Origin of the sequence: Roseixanthobacter glucoisosaccharinicivorans, from assembly GCF_043195095.2 — a bacterium.
Lineage (GTDB): Bacteria > Pseudomonadota > Alphaproteobacteria > Rhizobiales > Xanthobacteraceae > NCEH01.
Genome location: NZ_CM195538.1, coordinates 3,287,091 through 3,304,056, shown reverse-complemented (window position 1 = coordinate 3,304,056; position 16,966 = coordinate 3,287,091). Strand labels below are relative to the sequence as shown.

Genomic DNA, 16,966 nt, shown 5'->3' with positions numbered 1-16,966 from the left:
CCCTCAGCCGGGATCGCGGAAGCGGTTGGTGATGGGATAGCGGCGGTCGCGGCCGAAATTGCGCACCGTGACCTTCACGCCCGGCGCGGCCTGCCGGCGCTTGTATTCGGCAAGGTTCAGCATGCGGTCCACCCGCTTCACCAGCGCTTCGTCGAACCCTTCCGCCACCAATTGCGCCACCGAGGTTTCCGATTCCACCAGCCGGGCGAGGATCGCGTCGAGCACCTCGTAGGGCGGGAGCGAATCCTGGTCCTTCTGGTTCTCGCGCAGTTCGGCGGTGGGCGGCTTGTCGATCAGGCGCGGGGCGATCACCTCGCCGTCCGGGCCGAGCGCGCCCACCGGCTTCCAGCGGTTGCGCAGGTGGGAGAGGCGGAACACCTCGGTCTTGTACAGATCCTTGATGGGATTGTAGCCGCCGTTCATGTCGCCATAGAGCGTGGCATAGCCGGTGGACATTTCCGACTTGTTGCCCGTGGTCACCACCATGGGGCCGAACTTGTTGGAGATCGACATCAGCAGTGTGCCGCGCACGCGGGACTGGAGGTTCTCCTCCGTCACATCCTTCTCGCGGCCGGCGAACAGGGGCGCGAGCACGCCTTCCAGCGCCTCGACCGCCGGGGCGATCGGCACGATATCGTAGCGGATGCCGAGCTTCTCGGCCACTTCCGCCGCATCGGCGAAGCTGTCGGCCGAGGTGTAGCGATAGGGCAGCATGATGCAATGGACCTTGTCCGGCCCGAGCGCGTCCACCGCCATGGCGGCGCAGATGGCGCTGTCCACGCCGCCGGAAAGCCCGAGCACCACGCCGGGAAAGCCGTTCTTGGTCACATAGTCCCGCAGCCCGAGTACGCAGGCGGCATAATCGGCCTCGTCGCCCTCGATCCGGTCGGCCAGCGGCGCCTCGCTGCAGCGCCAGCCATTGGCGAAGCGCTCCCACACGGTGAGGCGCACCCGCTCCTGGAAGCCGGGGAATTGCATGGCGAGCGTGCGGTCGGCATTCAGCGCGAACGAGGCGCCGTCGAACACCAGCTCGTCCTGCCCGCCCACCTGGTTCACATAGAGCAGCGGCAGCCCGCTCTCCACCACGCGCGCGACGGCGATGTTGGCGCGCTCGTCATAGACCGACCGGCGATAGGGCGAGCCGTTCGGCACGATGAGGATTTCCGCGCCGGTCTCGGCGAGGCATTCCACCACGTCCGGCCCCCAGATGTCCTCGCACACCGGCACGCCGAGCCGCACGCCCTTGAACGGGATCGGGCCGGGCAGGGGGCCGGGTACGAACACCCGCTTCTCGTCGAACACGCCGTAATTGGGCAGGTCCACCTTGTAGCGGATCGCGGCGATGCGCCCGCCCTCCAGCAGCAGCACGGCATTGTGGAGCCGGCCGTTGTCCATCCAGGGCGAACCCACCAGCAGGGCCGGGCCCTCGGCGCTCTCGGCGGCGAGCGCCTCGACCGCCTGCCGGCAGGCCTGCTGGAACGCCGGCTTCAGCACCAGATCCTCAGGCGGATAGCCGCACAGGAACAATTCGCTGAACACCACGAGGTCGGCGCCCTGCGCCTTGGCCTCGTCGCGCACGGCGCGGATGCGCGCGGCATTGCCCGCGACATCGCCGACCACGGGATTGAGCTGGGCGGCCGCGATCAGCAGCCGGTCTGCGGGAACGGAGGAAGCAGGTTCGATCATGGCACCGCAGCTTTAGCCGCCGCGGAGCGCGGGCGGAAGGGGTGAAGGGTCAGGACGAAGCGGGAAAGCCGTGCGTCTGCCGCAACCCCTCGGCGAGTGCGATGCCTGCGGACACGGCCACATTGAGCGAGCGCAGGCCGGGACGCAGGGGAATGACCAGCCGTGCATCGGCGCTCGCGTGCACCTCATCCGGCACGCCGGCCGACTCGCGCCCGAACAGCAAGACATCTTGCGGGGAAAACGCGAACTCAACGTAAGGCATTGCGCCGCGCGTGGTGAAAAGCACCAGCCGCCGTCCCTCCGCGCGCCGCCAGGCGTCGAACGCCGCGAACGAATCGTGCCGTACAAACTCCACATGGTCGACATAATCCATGCCGGCCCTGCGGAACGCGGCGGCGCCGAGCGGGAAGCCGGCGGGCTCGATGAAATGAACGGGCACACCAAGGCATGCGCCGGTGCGCAGGCAGGTTCCGGCATTCTGCGCAATATCCGGACAATAAAGGGCGAGGATCATGTGGACGCGGTCTCCGCGGGACAAATATGGCTACATCGTGCCAGTGTTCGGGCAGAAGCAGGACCGCGTGCCGCATGGCGGCGATCTGGACAAGGGCAAAAGAGGGTGCAATTAGAGGCACTCGAAGGTGGCTCTTTGCGTAAGCGGAGCTGTCACATTCGACCTCGCGTCGCGCGCGGCCCGTTTGGGGATTCCCGTGCAACGATTATCCCGCAGGAACTGCGCGCCGCGATGGTCTGATCGGACAGACGAGTGAGGACAAGCGCCGTGGCACATACGGAGACGTCGGGAACCAACCGCCGGGACTTCCTTTATATCGCGACCGGCGCTGTCGGCGCGGTGGGCGTCGCCGGCATGATCTGGCCGTTCGTTTCCCAGCTGCAGCCGGATGCGTCCGTGCTCGCGCTCTCCACCACCGAGGTGGACCTGTCGCCGATCCAGGAAGGCCAGATCGTCACCTTCATGTGGCGCGGCAAGCCGATCTTCGTGTTCAACCGGCTCGCGAAGGACGTGGAACTCGCCCGCGCGGTGCCGCTCAACCAGCTGATCGACCCGCAGACCGACCAGGACCGCGTGAAGGCCGGCCACGACAAATGGCTCGTGGTGATCGGCATCTGCACCCATCTCGGCTGCGTCCCGCTCGGCCACCAGGGCAATTACGACGGCTGGTTCTGCCCCTGCCACGGCTCGCAATATGATTCTTCGGGCCGCGTGCGCGTCGGGCCGGCGCCGCTGAATCTGGCGGTGCCGCCGTACAATTTCGTTTCTGACTCCAAGATCGTGATTGGCTGACGCGCGGTCGTCGCCCGCTCAAAAAAGGTTGGACCCATGGAAGGACATTCCACCTACCAGCCCCAGGGAAAGATCGCGCGCTGGTTCGAGAGCCGGTTGCCGATCATGGGGCTCATGCATTCCTCGGCGGTGGCCTATCCCACGCCGAAGAATCTGAATTATTGGTACACGTTCGGCGCCATCCTAACGATGATGCTGGGTGTGCAGATCCTGTCCGGCGTCGTGCTGGCGATGCACTACACCGCGTATGCGCCGATCTCCTTCGCCCGCGTCGAGCACATCATGCGCGACGTGAGCTTCGGCTGGCTGCTGCGCTACATCCACGCCAACGGCGCCTCGATGTTCTTCATCGCGGTCTACATTCACATCTTCCGCGGCCTCTATTACGGCTCCTACAAGGCGCCCCGCGAAGTGCTGTGGATCCTCGGCGTGATCATCTACCTGCTGATGATGGCCACCGCCTTCATGGGCTATGTGCTGCCCTGGGGCCAGATGTCCTATTGGGGCGCCACCGTCATCACCAACCTGTTCTCCGCCATTCCGCTGGTCGGCAAGGTGATCGTGGAATGGCTGTGGGGCGGCTATTCGGTCGGCGACCCGACCCTGAACCGCTTCTTCGCCCTGCATTATCTGCTGCCCTTCATGATCGCGGGCGTCGTGATCCTGCACATCTGGGCGCTGCATCACGTGGGCCAGAACAATCCCGACGGCGTGGAAGTGAAGAGCGTCGCCAAGGACACCGTGCCGTTCACCCCGTACGCGACGGTGAAGGACATCTTCGGCATGGTGGTGTTCCTGCTGTTCTTCTCCTACTTCATCTTCTACATCCCGAACTACATGGGCCATCCGGACAATTACATTCCGGCCAACCCGCTCTCCACGCCCGCGCACATCGTGCCGGAATGGTACTTCCTGCCCTTCTACGCGATCCTGCGTTCGATCCCGGACAAGCTCGGCGGCGTGCTCGCCATGTTCAGCGCCATCGCGGTGCTGGCCTTCCTGCCTTGGCTTGACACCTCCAAGGTGCGCTCGGCCCGCTATCGTCCCCTCTACCGCCAGTTCTTCTGGATCTTCGCGGTGGTGGCGGTGGGCCTCGGCTATCTCGGCTCGCAGCCGGCGGAAGGCGGTTTCGTCATCGCCTCGCGCATCCTGACGGCCTATTACTTCATTCACTTCCTCGTCATCCTGCCTCTGCTCGGCCTGTTCGAGCGCCCGAAGCCGCTGCCGGCCTCCATCGCGGACGCCGTCCTGGCGCGCAATGGCGCCACGGTGGTCGCGGGCGCGGCCGCCCCGCAGACCAAGGGCTGAGCGAGCACGCGGAGAGAGAGATGATCAAGCGCAGTATCCTCTTCGGTGCCGTCGCGGCGGCCCTCCTGCTCGGTGCGCCGGCACGGGCCGCCGAAGGCGGGCACGACGATCTTCCCCACCGGGAATCCTGGTCGTTCGCCGGTCCCTTCGGCAGTTTCGACCAGGGGCAGCTCCAGCGTGGCTTCAAGGTGTTCCGTGAAGTCTGCGCCAGCTGCCACTCGGCCAATTTCTTCTACTTCCGCAACCTGGCGCAGCCCGGCGGCCCCGGCTTCAGCGAGGCCCAGGCCAAGGCGGTGGCGAGCGAATATCAGATCACCGACGGGCCGAACGACCAGGGCGAGATGTTCCAGCGCCCCGGCCGCCTTTCCGACCATTGGCCGGCGCCGTTCCCCAACGATCCGGCGGCGCGCGTCGCCAATGGCGGCGCCCTGCCGCCGGACTTCTCGGTGCTCGCCAAGGCGCGCGCCAGCCACGTCGGCTTCCCGGGCTTCATCCTGGACGCCTTCACGCAGTATCAGGAAGGCGGGGTGGACTATATCCACGCCTTGCTGAACGGCTATGTGGACCCGCCGGAAGGCATGAAGGTGCAGGCCGGCCTGCACTACAACAAATATTTCCCCGGCCACCAGATCGCCATGCCCAAGCCGATCAGCGACGGCCAGGTGGAATACACCGACGGCACGCCCGCGACGCTGGATAATTATTCCCGCGACGTGGCCGCCTTCATGATGTGGATGGCCGAGCCCCATCTCGACGCACGCAAGCGCATCGGCTTCCAGGTCATGATCTTCCTGATCGTGTTTTCCGGCCTGCTGTACTTCACCAAGAAGAAGGTCTGGAAGGATGTGGCGCACTAAGCGCCGCCGCCCGCTCCAAGCCGACCGAAGGGCCCCCGCGTGGGGCCCTTTTCTTTGGCGGCACGCACCCTGGGGACGCGCTGCCGCCGGTGGCGACGGCCATGTGTGCACGGGGCGACCTGCTCGTCCGGCGGCACGGGCGCGTGGTCGCCAGTGCATGTGCGGTCGCCGAATTTCGGATTGGGGAAGATCGCCGGAAATGGCGGTTTCGTTTGCGTGACACGCCCAGAAAGGCGCGGAGATGTGCCATCAAACCGCTGTTCGTCTACGCTAACTCATTGTTTCACGTGAAACATTTTGCTCCCGACAGGGCCTCGGCGCACCGCGCCGGCGCCGATTTTCTCTAGGTTTCGGCGCCGAACACCCGGTAGCGGCGCGGCACCAGGCCGACCTGCGACCCGATCTCCAGCCCCGCCCCAAAAGGCACCGCCACTTCCACCACCACATGGCCCGTCGGCACAGCGATCTCGATATCCGCCCGCCGGATCGGCCCAAATGTGCGCACCGCCAGCACCTTGCCGAAAAAGGGCGCGTCCGCCGGATCGGCGAGGTCCACCTCGTGCGGCCGCGCCAGAAGGCGGGCCGGCCCTTCGCCGGCGCCTTGGGAATCCAGCGCGATCGCCCGCTCACCCAGAAACAGCCGGCCGCCCCGCACATCGGCCGGCAGCGCCAGACTTTCCCCAATGAAATCATGCACGAAGGCTGTGGCTGGGGCCTCATAGACCTCGCCGGGCGTGCCGATCTGCTCGATCCGGCCCTTGCCCATCACCACCACCCGGTCGGCCAATTCCAGCGCCTCTTCCTGGTCGTGGGTCACGAGCACGGAGGTGACAGGGAGTTCCTCGTGCAGGTGCCGCAGCCAGCGGCGCAATTCCTTGCGCACCTTGGCATCCAATGCGCCGAACGGTTCGTCCAGCAGCAGGATGCGCGGGGAGATGGCGAGCGCGCGGGCGAGTGCCACCCTTTGGCGCTGGCCGCCGGAGAGCTGGGCGGGATAGCGCTCGGCCAGCCAGTCGATCTGCACCAGGGCGAGCAACTCGTTGACCTTGGCGCGGATCGCGGCATCGGGAAGCTTCCCGGCCCCCTTGCGCACCCGCAGGCCGAACGCGACGTTCTCGAACACGCTCATATGGCGGAACAGGGCATAGTGCTGGAACACGAAGCCCACGTTGCGCTCGCCCACCGAGCGATTGAGCGCATCCGCGCCATCGAAGCGGATCTCCCCGCTATCCGGCCATTCCAGGCCGGCGATGATGCGCAGCAACGTGGTCTTGCCCGAGCCGGAAGGGCCGAGCAGCGCCACCAGTTCGCCGGTGGGAATGTGCAGGTTCACCCCATCCAGGGCCGCGAAAGCCTTGTAGGTCTTGGAGATATTGACGACGTCGATGCTCATCGGGGTTCCTCCTCCGCGAGCCGGCTTTCCAGAAGGGTCTTGGCGATCAGCGTCACCAAGGCCAGCAGGGCGAGCAGCGAGGCGACCGCGAACGAGGCGCCGAACTGATACTCGTTGTACAGAATCTCGATGTGCAGCGGCATGGTGTTGGTGAGACCGCGCACATGGCCCGATACCACCGACACCGCCCCAAACTCGCCCATGGCGCGGGCGTTGCAGAGCAGCACGCCATAGAGCAGCGCCCATTTCACATTGGGCAAGGTCACCCGAAAGAAGGTGGAGAGGCCCGAGGCGCCGAGAGAGATCGCCGCCTCCTCCTCCGCCGTGCCCTGTTCCTGCATCAGCGGAATCAGCTCGCGCGCCACGAAGGGAAAGGTGACGAAGATGGTCGCCAGCACGATGCCGGGCAAGGCGAAGATGATCTTCACGTCCCACGCCTGGAGATAGGCCGCAAACAGGCCCTGGCTGCCGAACAGCAGCACATAGATCAGCCCCGCCACCACCGGCGAAACTGAAAAGGGCAGGTCGATCAAGGTGATGAGCAGGCTCTTGCCGGTGAAATCGAACTTCGCGATGGCCCAGGACGCGACCAGCCCGAAGATCAGATTGGCGCTCACCGAGATCGCCGCCACCAGCAGGGTGAGGCGGATCGCGGCGAGCGCGTCAGGATCGGTCAGCGCAGAAACATAGGCGGAAAAACCGCGCTTGAAGGCCTCCACGAACACCAGCAGCAGCGGCAAGCCGATGAACAGGCCGAGAAAAGCCAGGGCGATCACGGTGAGGGCGATGCGCACTGCCGCCGGCTCGGTGCGGGCGGGGCGGTGGCCCGATTGCGCCGCCGCCTGCCGCGCCAGCGTGGGCGGCCCGTCGGAGGCCAGCGACGCGGCGAGGGTGACCGGCTCCCGCGCGCTCACCTTTCCCTCCCGCCGCGCGATTGTGCCCAATTTTGCAAACGGTTGATGATGAAAAGGAGGACGAAGGCAGCAAGCAGCATCACGCTGGCAATGGCGGTGGCGTCGGCATAGCGGAACTCTTCCAGCCGAATCACGATCAGCAGCGGAGCGATCTCCGACACGTTCGGCAGGTTGCCGGCGATGAAGATGACCGAGCCATATTCCCCGACCGCACGAGCGAACGCCATGGCGAATCCGGTGAGCAAGGCCGGCCAGATGGAGGGCAGAACCACCCGCCAGACGGTCTGCGCCCGTGTCGCGCCCAGGCTCGCGGCGGCGTCTTCCAGCTCGGCATCGAGATCGGCCAGCACCGGCTGCACCGTGCGCACCACGAACGGAAGGCCGATGAAGACCAAGGCAACAAGGATGCCCAGTGGCGTGAACGACACCTGGATGCCCAGCGGCGCCAACAGGCTGCCGATCCAGCCGTTTTCGGCATAGAGCGTGGTCAGTGCGATGCCGGCGACCGCCGTGGGCAAAGCGAACGGAATGTCGATAAGGGCATCCATCACCCGCTTGAAGGGAAAATCATAGCGCACCAGCACCCAGGCCACGAGACCGCCGAACACGAGATTGATGGCGGCGGCGGCGAGCGAGAGGCCGAACGAGATCTGCAGCGCATGCAGCGTGCGCGCGTTGCTCATGATGGTCACGAGCCGGTCGAAACTCAATTCGCTGGTCTTGAGAAACAACGCGGACAGCGGCAGCAGAACGATCAGGCACAGCCACGTCAGCGTCAGGCCGAATGTGAGGCCGAAGCCCGGAATGACGCTGGGCTTGCGGAAGGTGAGCCGCGATGCGGTGGCAGTGGCCATCGTGTTCTTTCGGTCAAATCCCCGATACGGGCGATCCTGATCCCATGAGGACGCTGGGGAAAGGGGGGAAGAGAAGGCGAGGCCGCCGCAGGCGCCACATGCGCCGCGGGTTGGGCCCTCCCACCCCCGCGATGAGGGGCGGGAGATGTTCGGCCGTGGTCAATTGGAATAAATCTGATCGAAGACGCCACCATCGGAGAAATGGGTCTTCTGCGCTTTCGCCCAGCCGCCGAACACCTGGTCGATGGTGAACAGCTCCACCGGCGCGAATTTGTCTTTGTATTTCGCTGCCACGGCCGGATTTCGGGGCCGGTAATAGTTCTTGGCCGCGATCTCCTGGCCTTCGGGCGAATAAAGATACTTCAGATAAGCTTCGGCCACCTGCCGGGTGCCGTGCTTGTCCGCGACCTTGTCCACCACCGCCACCGGCGGCTCCGCCAGGATGGAGAGCGAGGGGGTGATGATATCGAACTTGTCCGGGCCAAGCTCGTTGATGGAGAGATAGGCCTCGTTCTCCCAGGCGATCAGCACATCGCCGATGCCGCGCTCGACGAAGGTGACCGTGGAGCCGCGCGCGCCGGTATCCAGCACGGGCGCATTCTTGAACAGGGCGGCGACGAAGTCCTTGGCCTTGGCCTCATCCCCGCCATTGTGCTTGAGGGCATAGCCCCAGGCGGCAAGATAATTCCAGCGCGCGCCGCCCGAGGTCTTCGGGTTCGGCGTCACCACCTTGATGCCGGGCTTGATCAGGTCGTTCCAATCCTTGATGCCCTTGGGATTGCCCTTGCGCACCAGGAAAACGATGGTCGAGGTGTAGGGCGCCGCATTGTCCGGCAGGCGTTTTTGCCAATCCGCCGCCAACAGGCCTCGCGCCGCGATGGCGTCGATGTCATAGGCGAGGGCGAGGGTCACGACGTCCGCTTCCAGCCCGTCGATCACCGAGCGGGCCTGCTTGCCCGAACCGCCATGGGACTGGCGCACCGTGAGCGTGCTGCCGAGCGCATCTTTGGCCAGTTGCGCCGCAAACGCCTTGTTGAATTCCACATAGAATTCGCGGGTTGGATCATAGGAAACGTTGAGCAGCGTCACATCTGCGGCGCGGGCAGGTGCGGCGAGGGAGAGGGCCAGTGTGGCCGCCGCGGCAAAGCGGGGAAGCGAGAAGCGAGCGGACATGGTACCTCCGGCTGGCACATCCCTGACGCAACGGAAGGTACGACGCCGGGGACGAGGGATCGTTCGGATTTAAGAACGATGTCATCGCTTTCCCGGCCGGTCAATATTTTAATTCAATAAAATCTATAGAATTTATGTGTGAGCGTCAGGCTTATCCGGCGCGGCGCAGATGAATGCCGCATTCGGTCTTGGCCGCGCCGCGCCAGCGTCCGGCGCGCGAATCTTCGCCGGGTGCGACGCGGCTGGTGCAGGGCATGCAGCCGACAGAAGCGAACCCGAATGTCTTCAGCGGGTGCTCCGGCAGCCCGTGGATTTGGATCCAGCTTGCGATTTCCCCCGGGCCGAAGGCCGCGAGCGGGTTGAACTTGATGTGCCGGCCGTCCGCTTCCACCACGGGGATCCGCAGGCGCGTCACGGCCTGGTACCGCTTGCGTCCGTTTAGCCACGCGTCGAACGGCGAGAGCGCGCGCGCCAGCGGCTCCACTTTACGCAGCGCACAGCAGGCGTCGGTATCCGAGGCCCAAAGATCATTGTCGCCGTCCCGCACCGTGCGCTCGGCTTCGTCCGGATGGGAGGTCAAAACCTGCGTCAGTCCCAGGCGGTCGATGAGCTGGTCGCGATAAGCCAGCGTCTCGGGAAAGAGGTGGCCAGTGTCGAGAAAGAGCACCGGCATAGCGCGGTCCACCTGCGCCACCATGTGCAGCAGCACCACGGATTCCGCGCCGAAGGAGGACACGCTGGCCACACGGCCGGAGAAGTCTTCCTGGGCGGCGGCGATGATCGCGCGCGGGTCGGCATCTTCCAGCCGCGCATTCAGCTCGGCGGCCCGGCGCGCGAGCACGGTTTCAGGCTCGAGCAGCGGTGAGGGATTGCTCATGACAAGGTCCTCAGTCCTGCCGCGCGGCGGCAAGGCGAGCCCGCAGGGCGACAGGACGCCCATCGGCTGTCGGCTGGTAGAACACGGAATAGGTCTTCAATGCGTCTTCCAGGGCGCCGGCATCGGCGGCTTTGGAAATCTCGAACGCATTGAAGCCGCAGCGCACCATCATCAGCAATTGGTCGCGCAGCACATCGCCGGCGGCGCGCAGTTCGCCGGTGAAGCCGAGCCGCTCGCGCAACAGGCGCGCCTGGGTATAGGCGCGGCCATCGCGAAACTTCGGAAAAGTCAGCACGATCAAGGCGATCTGGCGCAGATGCGGTTCAAGGGCGCGCACATCGGCATTATTGGGCACCAGCACGCCCACTGGCTCGTTCCGGCCGGCGAGTGCCTCATGCTCGGCCAGGAAGCGGGCGAGCGGGATCAGCACCGGGCCGGAGGGGAGGGGCGCGCCATCTTCGACGCGCACGAACGGGTCGGTGGCGGCAACGCCGTTCTTAACCAGCGACATAGGCGCGCTCCTTGAAGGGCTCGATGCCGAGGCGCTGGACCACGGAGATGAAGCTTTCGGATTTGTCGTGGCGCAGGGCGAGATAGGTATCGACGATCCGCTCCACCACATCGACCACCTCGGTCTCGGACACCGCAGGCCCCAGCAACTCGCCCAGGCGCGCCTTGTGATTGGCCTTTCCGCCCAAGGTGATCTGGTAGAATTCCTGGTCCTTCTTCTCCACCCCGAGAATGCCGATATGGCCCACATGGTGGTGGCCGCAGGCATTGATGCAGCCGGAAATATTAATGTGCATGCGCCCCACCTCTGCGATGCGGTCATTGTCCGCGAACCGCTCGGTGATGCGCTGGGCCAGCGGGATCGACCGGGTATTGGCGAGCGCGCAATAATCCAGGCCCGGGCAAGCGATGATGTCGGTCACGAGACCGACGTTCGGGGTCGCCAGCCCCTGGGCGGAAAGCTGCTGCCACAGGGTGTAGAGATCCTTCTGCCGCACATGGGGAAGGGTCAGGTTCTGCTCGTGGGCGACGCGGATCTCGCCATAGCCGTAACGCTCTGAAAGATCGGCGATGGCGTCCATCTGCTCGGCCGTGGCATCGCCCGGCGGCTTGCCGACGGGCTTGAGCGAAATGGTGACGATGGCGTGTCCCGCCACCTTGTGGGCGTTCACGGAATTCGCATGCCAACGGGCAAATTCGCGATCCTTCGCCAGGGATTCGGCGAGTTCCGGCGATTGCTCGGGCAGAATTTCGAAATCCGGCGTCTGGAAATGCGCGCGGATGGTGTCGAGCGCCGCCTCGTCGAGGGCGAGGGCGCCGTCCTTGATCTGCGCCCACTCCTCCTCCACCCGGCGGGTGAATTCCTCGGTGCCGATTTCGTGCACCTGGATCTTGATGCGCGCCTTGTAGATATTGTCGCGCCGCCCACCGGAATTATAGGTGCGCAGGATCGCTTCCAGATAGGAGAGCAGGTCGCGCCTGGGCAGGAACTCGCGCACGGTCTTGCCGATGAAGGGGGTGCGGCCGAGGCCGCCGCCGACGATCACCTCGAAGCCGATTTCCCCGTCCTTCTTGTGCAGGCGCAGGCCGATGTCGTGCACGCGGATGGCGGCGCGGTCGTGCTTGGCGGCCGTGATGGCGATCTTGAACTTACGCGGGAGATACGTGAATTCGGGATGCAGCGTGGACCACTGGCGGATGATTTCCGCATAGAGGCGCGGGTCCTCGATCTCTTCCGGCGTAGCGCCCGCCCATTGGTCGGTGGTGGTGTTGCGGATGCAATTGCCCGAGGTCTGGAGCCCGTGCATGCCGGCCTTGGCGAGATCGTCCATGGCGTCCGGCAGTTCGGCGAGCTTGATCCAGTTGAACTGGATGTTCTGCCGGGTGGTGAAATGCCCGTAGCCCTTGTCGTAGCGGCGCGCCACATGGGCGAGCGCGCGCATCTGCGGAGCCGAGAGGGTGCCGTAGGGGATCGCGATCCGCAGCATATAGGCGTGCAATTGCAGATAGACGCCGTTCATCAGCCGCAGCGGCTTGAACTCTTCCTCGTTCAATTCGCCGCTCAGGCGGCGCTCGACCTGGTCGCGGAACTCGCGGACCCGCTCCTGGAGGAATGTACGGTCGAACTCGTCATAGACATACATCGTAGGGATCCGGTACGGGGCGCTCAGGCGGCGCGGTCCAGGGAGACGGTGGGGCCGTTGACGCGGATGCGCTCGCGCAGATTGACCGGCGCGGGCTTGCCGTCGGCGCCGAGCGTGGCGGCGGCGGCATAGGCGCCTACCGCGCGGTTCTCATCGCCATGGGCCGTCGTGAGCAAGGCCAGCGCCTGCTCGGAGGTGGTGGCCACCGCTGCGTCGGCGATCCGCTCGGACCAGTCGTGGGACGGCGTCAGCCACACGGAGACGCCATCCGACAGGCGATTGGCGGTGACGACCGTCGGGCCGTTGATCTTCAGCTTCTGCTGTAGCGGGGAGGTCATGGTCCCTGTCCGGTCGTCCTTGCCAGGCGCGGAAGTGCGCCTAAATAACAACGAATAATCGTGTAATTAGAGGATTATCGCTTAGACGGATTGTAAAATAGGTTGGTTCACGGTGCAATCGAGAATTCTCACATGCCGCGTATGTGAGAAGGATTGATTTTACGTTAGCATGATTGCAGAAATGATGCAGTGCAGCACAGCGCGCTTCAGGCGCGGGCGGCAACCTTGGCGCGCGTCTCACCCTGCGCGGCGGCGGATGTCGTCCCGGAAACCGCCTCCGCCGCTGCCGTCTTGGCGGCTTCACGGGCACTTTCGTGCATCAGCAGGTCCAGTAGGCCGGGGAACCTCTGGTTCAGTTCGGTACGGCGCAGGCTGTTAAGCCGGCCGTTGCCGCGGTCCACCTGGAAGATCAGGCCGGCCTCGCGCAGCACGCGAAAGTGATGGGTGCGGGTCGCCTTCGCCACCGGCATGCCGAAGGTGCCGCATGCGCGCGGCGTCTCGCCGTCCTCTTGGAGAAGGGTCAGCACCACCTTGCGCCGCAACGGATCCGCCAGGGCTGCGAAGATCTTGCCCAGTTCCATGTCCTCGGGGGCGGGATGGCCTTCGGCGTCGGGCACGCTTTCTCCTTCAATTGCACCGCCGGATCACTTGCACCGGCGGGATGACTTGGTTGGCGGGATCCCTGGGGCGGAGCGCGAGGCCCGCGACATGCGATCTCCCATATAGGTACGACTTGCATCGTACCTCAACCCAGTTTAGGTACGATGGAAAGCGTACCTCATAAGGGGCGCGGAGCAAAGGGCATGAGCATGACGCAAGCGCGTGAGGTCAAGATCGCCGCGTTCGGGGCGGCGGATGTGATGGGGATCGAGACGCGGGACCTGCCCGCGCCCGGACCCGGCGAAGTGCAGCTGCGCCAGAGCGCCATCGGCTTCAATTATATCGACGTCTACCAGCGCTCCGGCATCTATCCCTTGCCGCTGCCGTCGGGTCTCGGCCACGAGGCGGCCGGCATCATCGCGGCGGTGGGCAGCGATGTGCGCGATCTCAAGGTGGGCGACCATGTCGCCTATATGAATGCCGGCCTCGGGGCCTACGCCGACCTGCGCAATGTGCCGGCCGAGCGGCTGGTGAAGGTGCCCGCCGGCATCAGCGACGAGCAGGCGGCCGCCTTGATCTTCAAGGGCCTGACCGCCCAGTATCTGGTCAAGAAGACCTATGCGGTGCAGCCGGGCGACATGGTGCTGATCCATGCCGCCGCCGGCGGCGTCGGGCAGATCCTCGCGAGTTGGACCAAGGCGCTGGGCGCCTTCGTGGTCGGCACTGCCGGCTCGCCGGAAAAGGTCGCCACGGCGATCGCGGCCGGCTGCGACGTGGCAGTGGATTATTCCAAGCCCGACTGGGTCGAGAAGGTGCTGGAAGCGACCGGCGGCCGTAAGGCGCGGGTGGTCTATGATTCTGTGGGCAAGGACACGCTGCTGAAGTCGCTGGACCTCACAGCGCCGTTCGGCCTCGTGGTCTCCTATGGCGCCGCGTCCGGCAAGCAGCCGCCCATCGACCCGGAGATGCTGAACAAGAAGGGCTGCCTGTTCCTGACCCGCCCGTCCGTGTTTCCCCACAATGCCGATGTGGCGACCTTCCGCGCCAATGCGGCGGACCTGTTCGATGCGGTCGCCGCAGGCATGGTGAAGGCCACCATCGGTGCCCGCTTCCCGCTCGCCGACGTGGTGAAGGCGCACGAAGCCGCCGAGGCGCGCACAACCCAAGGCGCCATCCTGCTCATTCCCTGAAACCCCGATCGTACGGTCCCGCGCCCCTGGGTGCGGGATGCCGCCTGCGTCCTTCCATCTGGAACCCCCTCCATGAGCCAGCTCTTCACGCCCATCTCCCTGGGCAATCTGACGCTTGAGAACCGCATCATCATTGCGCCCATGTGCCAATATTCGGCCAAGGACGGAGCGGCCACCGACTGGCACCTGATCCATCTCGGCAATCTCGCGCTTTCCGGCGCCGGCCTGCTGATTCTGGAAGCCACCGCCGTGGAGCCGGACGGCCGGATTTCCCCGGACGACCTCGGCCTGTGGTCGGACGAGACCGAAGCCGCGCTCGCCGACGTGGTCGCCCGCGTGCGCGCGCAGTCGCCCATGCCGCTCGGCATTCAGCTCGGGCATGCCGGACGCAAGGCTTCCGTGAACGTGCCTTGGGCCGGCGGCGGCGCCGTGCTGCCCGCGGCCGGTGGATGGGTGCCGCACGCGCCTTCCCCCTTGCCCTTCAACCCGGCGGACCAAGCTCCCATCGCGCTCGATGAAGCCGGCCTTGCGCGGGTGAAGGAGGCTTTCGTCGCCGCCGCCCGGCGGGCGGATCGCATCGGTTTCGAGCTGATCGAACTGCACGGTGCGCACGGCTACCTGCTGCACCAATTCCTGTCGCCGCTCTCCAACCAGCGCACCGATTCCTACGGCGGCAGCCTGGAAAACCGCATGCGCTTCCCGCTTGAAGTGTTCGAGGCGATGCGGGCGGTATGGCCGAAGGAGAAGCCCATCAGCGTGCGCGTCTCCGCCACCGACTGGGTGGACGGGGGATGGGACCTGGAGAGCACCATCGCCTTCGCCAAGGCGCTGAAGGCGCGCGGCTGCGAACTGATCCACGTCTCCACCGGCGGCCTTTCGCCCAAGCAGCAGATCCCGGTGAAGCCGGGCTATCAGGTGGAATTCGCCGAGGGCGTGCGCAAGGCGACCGGCCTTCAGACGATCGCCGTCGGCCTCATCACCGAGCCCCAGCAGGCCGAGGACATCATCGTCTCCGGGCAGGCGGACATGATCGCCCTGGCGCGCGGCATCCTCTACGATCCGCGCTGGCCCTGGCATGCCGCCGCCGCCCTTGGCGGGCAGGTGCATGCCGCGAACCAGTATCTGCGCTGCCAGCCCTCGGGCCTGCGGTCGCTGTTCCGCTGAGCGGCGGGCCTTACAGAAGCCGCGCGGCGCTGTCCCGCGCGGCCAGAAATTCGCTGATCAACCGGCGGCACAATTGGGCCGCCGGCGGCTCATCCAGCACCGCGCCGACGCCTTGGCCGGCGGACCAGATGTTCTTCCAGGCCCGCGCCTCATGCTCCAGGTCGAGCTTCTTGCCTTCGGGCAGGTTGTCCGGATCGAACCCGGCCGCCTTGATGCTGGGGCGCAGGAAATTGGCGTTGATGCCGGAAATCGCGGCGGTGTAGACCACGTCCGCCGCATGGGCCTGCGCGATCATCTCCTTATAGCCATCCGGCGCGGCGCTCTCGCGGGTGGCGATGAAGCGGGTGCCGAGATAGGCGAGGTCCGCCCCCATGATCCGCGCCGCCGCCACATGGGCGCCGGTGGACATGGCGCCCGACAGGATGATCGTGCCGTCGAACACCGCGCGGATTTCCGGGATCAGGGCGAATGGGCTCAAATTGCCCGCATGGCCGCCCGCGCCCGCGGCAACGGCGATGATGCCATCCACCCCCGCCTGCGCCGCCTTTTCCGCATGGCGGCGGCTGATCACATCGTGAAACACCAGGCCGCCGTAGGAATGCACCGCCTCCACCACCTCGGGCACCGCGCCGAGCGAGGTGATGACCAGGGGCACCTTCTTCTCCACCGTCACGGCGATGTCCGCCTGGAGGCGCTCGTTGCTGCGGTGGACGATGAGATTGACGCCATAGGGCGCGGCTTCCGCTTCGCCGGCGAGGCGGCCTTCCACTTCGTCGATCCAATCACGATACGCTTCAGTCGAGCGCTGGTTCAGCGCCGGGAAAGTGCCGAGCAGGCCGGAGCGGCAGGTTTCCACCACAAGGTCCGGGTTCGAGACCAGGAACATGGGGGCGGCGATGATCGGCGCCTTGAGACGACCCTCGAGGGCGGCGGGCAGGGACATGGGCGGTCCTTCCTGGAGCGATGTCTTCCGCGTACGGGTGCGGTGATGTCGCGGTTCGTTGCGTGCGCGGCTCTCCCGTCCATGCGGGATGTCGGGCCGTCGCGACCGCCAGTGTGTGTCACCCTTTCCAATGGGGCAAGGGGTTGCCCTATGCGTTGACCTTGCCGAAGCCCCGGTGCAGCCTGCGCTCCAAGCCGCCCGAAATGCGGC

At 65.7% G+C, this 16,966-nt stretch carries 17 protein-coding genes; 5 read left to right on the top strand and 12 right to left on the bottom strand.

The window, feature by feature from the left end; genetic code table 11:
* Positions 1–3: 3 nt before the first annotated feature.
* Both V5F78_RS15335 and V5F78_RS15330 read right to left on the bottom strand, forming a co-directional pair.
* Complete coding sequence (locus V5F78_RS15335) at positions 4–1,686, bottom strand: NAD+ synthase (RefSeq protein WP_394071207.1); 1,683 nt, start codon at positions 1,684–1,686, stop codon at positions 4–6.
* Between the two features lie 49 nt (positions 1,687–1,735).
* Positions 1,736–2,200 carry a tRNA (cytidine(34)-2'-O)-methyltransferase gene (locus V5F78_RS15330; RefSeq protein WP_394071208.1) on the bottom strand — a complete coding sequence of 155 codons (465 nt, stop codon included), beginning with the start codon at positions 2,198–2,200 and terminating at the stop codon, positions 1,736–1,738.
* 267 nt (positions 2,201–2,467) lie between these two features.
* Here V5F78_RS15330 and petA point away from each other — a divergent pair, with 267 nt between their 5' ends.
* Genes petA through V5F78_RS15315 form a run of 3 tightly spaced genes read left to right on the top strand, consistent with a single transcriptional unit; the run spans position 2,468 to position 5,157 of the window.
* Complete coding sequence (petA, locus tag V5F78_RS15325) at positions 2,468–2,992, top strand: ubiquinol-cytochrome c reductase iron-sulfur subunit (RefSeq protein WP_348844535.1); 525 nt, start codon at positions 2,468–2,470, stop codon at positions 2,990–2,992.
* Between the two features lie 36 nt (positions 2,993–3,028).
* Entirely contained in the window at positions 3,029–4,300 is a 1,272-nt protein-coding gene (locus V5F78_RS15320; RefSeq protein ID WP_394071209.1) for a cytochrome b, read from the top strand.
* A gap of 20 nt (positions 4,301–4,320) precedes the next feature.
* Positions 4,321–5,157 (top strand): cytochrome c1, encoded by an 837-nt coding sequence (locus V5F78_RS15315; protein WP_394071210.1) that lies wholly within the window; start codon positions 4,321–4,323, stop codon positions 5,155–5,157.
* A gap of 343 nt (positions 5,158–5,500) precedes the next feature.
* Here the strand turns inward: V5F78_RS15315 and V5F78_RS15310 are convergent, their stop codons facing one another.
* The 9 genes from V5F78_RS15310 to V5F78_RS15270 all read right to left on the bottom strand — a co-directional run bounded on the left by V5F78_RS15310 (position 5,501) and on the right by V5F78_RS15270 (position 13,476).
* Positions 5,501–6,550: a sulfate/molybdate ABC transporter ATP-binding protein gene (locus V5F78_RS15310; protein ID WP_394071211.1), complete on the bottom strand. Its 1,050-nt coding sequence runs from the start codon at positions 6,548–6,550 to the stop codon at positions 5,501–5,503.
* Positions 6,547–7,404, bottom strand: a complete 858-nt coding sequence (gene cysW / locus V5F78_RS15305; protein ID WP_394071391.1) for a sulfate ABC transporter permease subunit CysW — start codon at positions 7,402–7,404, stop codon at positions 6,547–6,549. The genes V5F78_RS15310 and cysW overlap by 4 nt, the downstream gene beginning before the upstream one ends.
* 56 nt (positions 7,405–7,460) lie before the next feature.
* Positions 7,461–8,318, bottom strand: coding sequence for a sulfate ABC transporter permease subunit CysT (cysT, locus tag V5F78_RS15300; RefSeq protein ID WP_394071212.1), 858 nt, complete (start codon positions 8,316–8,318; stop codon positions 7,461–7,463).
* Between the two features lie 159 nt (positions 8,319–8,477).
* Complete coding sequence (locus V5F78_RS15295; RefSeq protein ID WP_394071213.1) at positions 8,478–9,491, bottom strand: sulfate ABC transporter substrate-binding protein; 1,014 nt, start codon at positions 9,489–9,491, stop codon at positions 8,478–8,480.
* A 151-nt stretch (positions 9,492–9,642) separates the two neighbouring features.
* Positions 9,643–10,368, bottom strand: coding sequence for a phosphoadenylyl-sulfate reductase (locus V5F78_RS15290; RefSeq protein WP_394071214.1), 726 nt, complete (start codon positions 10,366–10,368; stop codon positions 9,643–9,645).
* Between the two features lie 10 nt (positions 10,369–10,378).
* Positions 10,379–10,879 (bottom strand): DUF934 domain-containing protein, encoded by a 501-nt coding sequence (locus V5F78_RS15285; protein WP_394071215.1) that lies wholly within the window; start codon positions 10,877–10,879, stop codon positions 10,379–10,381.
* The gene (locus tag V5F78_RS15280; RefSeq protein WP_394071216.1) at positions 10,866–12,521 is read right to left on the bottom strand and encodes a nitrite/sulfite reductase; all 1,656 of its coding nucleotides are present in this window, start codon (positions 12,519–12,521) and stop codon (positions 10,866–10,868) included. The genes V5F78_RS15285 and V5F78_RS15280 overlap by 14 nt, the downstream gene beginning before the upstream one ends.
* A gap of 23 nt (positions 12,522–12,544) precedes the next feature.
* Positions 12,545–12,859 (bottom strand): DUF2849 domain-containing protein, encoded by a 315-nt coding sequence (locus tag V5F78_RS15275; protein WP_394071217.1) that lies wholly within the window; start codon positions 12,857–12,859, stop codon positions 12,545–12,547.
* A 206-nt stretch (positions 12,860–13,065) separates the two neighbouring features.
* Positions 13,066–13,476: an ArsR/SmtB family transcription factor gene (locus tag V5F78_RS15270; RefSeq protein WP_394071218.1), complete on the bottom strand. Its 411-nt coding sequence runs from the start codon at positions 13,474–13,476 to the stop codon at positions 13,066–13,068.
* 186 nt (positions 13,477–13,662) lie between these two features.
* Here V5F78_RS15270 and V5F78_RS15265 point away from each other — a divergent pair, with 186 nt between their 5' ends.
* Complete coding sequence (locus tag V5F78_RS15265; protein ID WP_394071219.1) at positions 13,663–14,649, top strand: quinone oxidoreductase family protein; 987 nt, start codon at positions 13,663–13,665, stop codon at positions 14,647–14,649.
* Between the two features lie 72 nt (positions 14,650–14,721).
* Entirely contained in the window at positions 14,722–15,813 is a 1,092-nt protein-coding gene (locus V5F78_RS15260) for an NADH:flavin oxidoreductase/NADH oxidase (RefSeq protein ID WP_394071220.1), read from the top strand.
* Positions 15,814–15,823: 10 nt separating this feature from the next.
* Here the strand turns inward: V5F78_RS15260 and V5F78_RS15255 are convergent, their stop codons facing one another.
* A complete protein-coding gene (locus V5F78_RS15255; RefSeq protein WP_394071221.1) occupies positions 15,824–16,756 on the bottom strand; it encodes an NAD(P)H-dependent flavin oxidoreductase in 933 nt (310 codons plus the stop codon).
* Between the last annotated feature and the right edge of the window lie 210 nt (positions 16,757–16,966).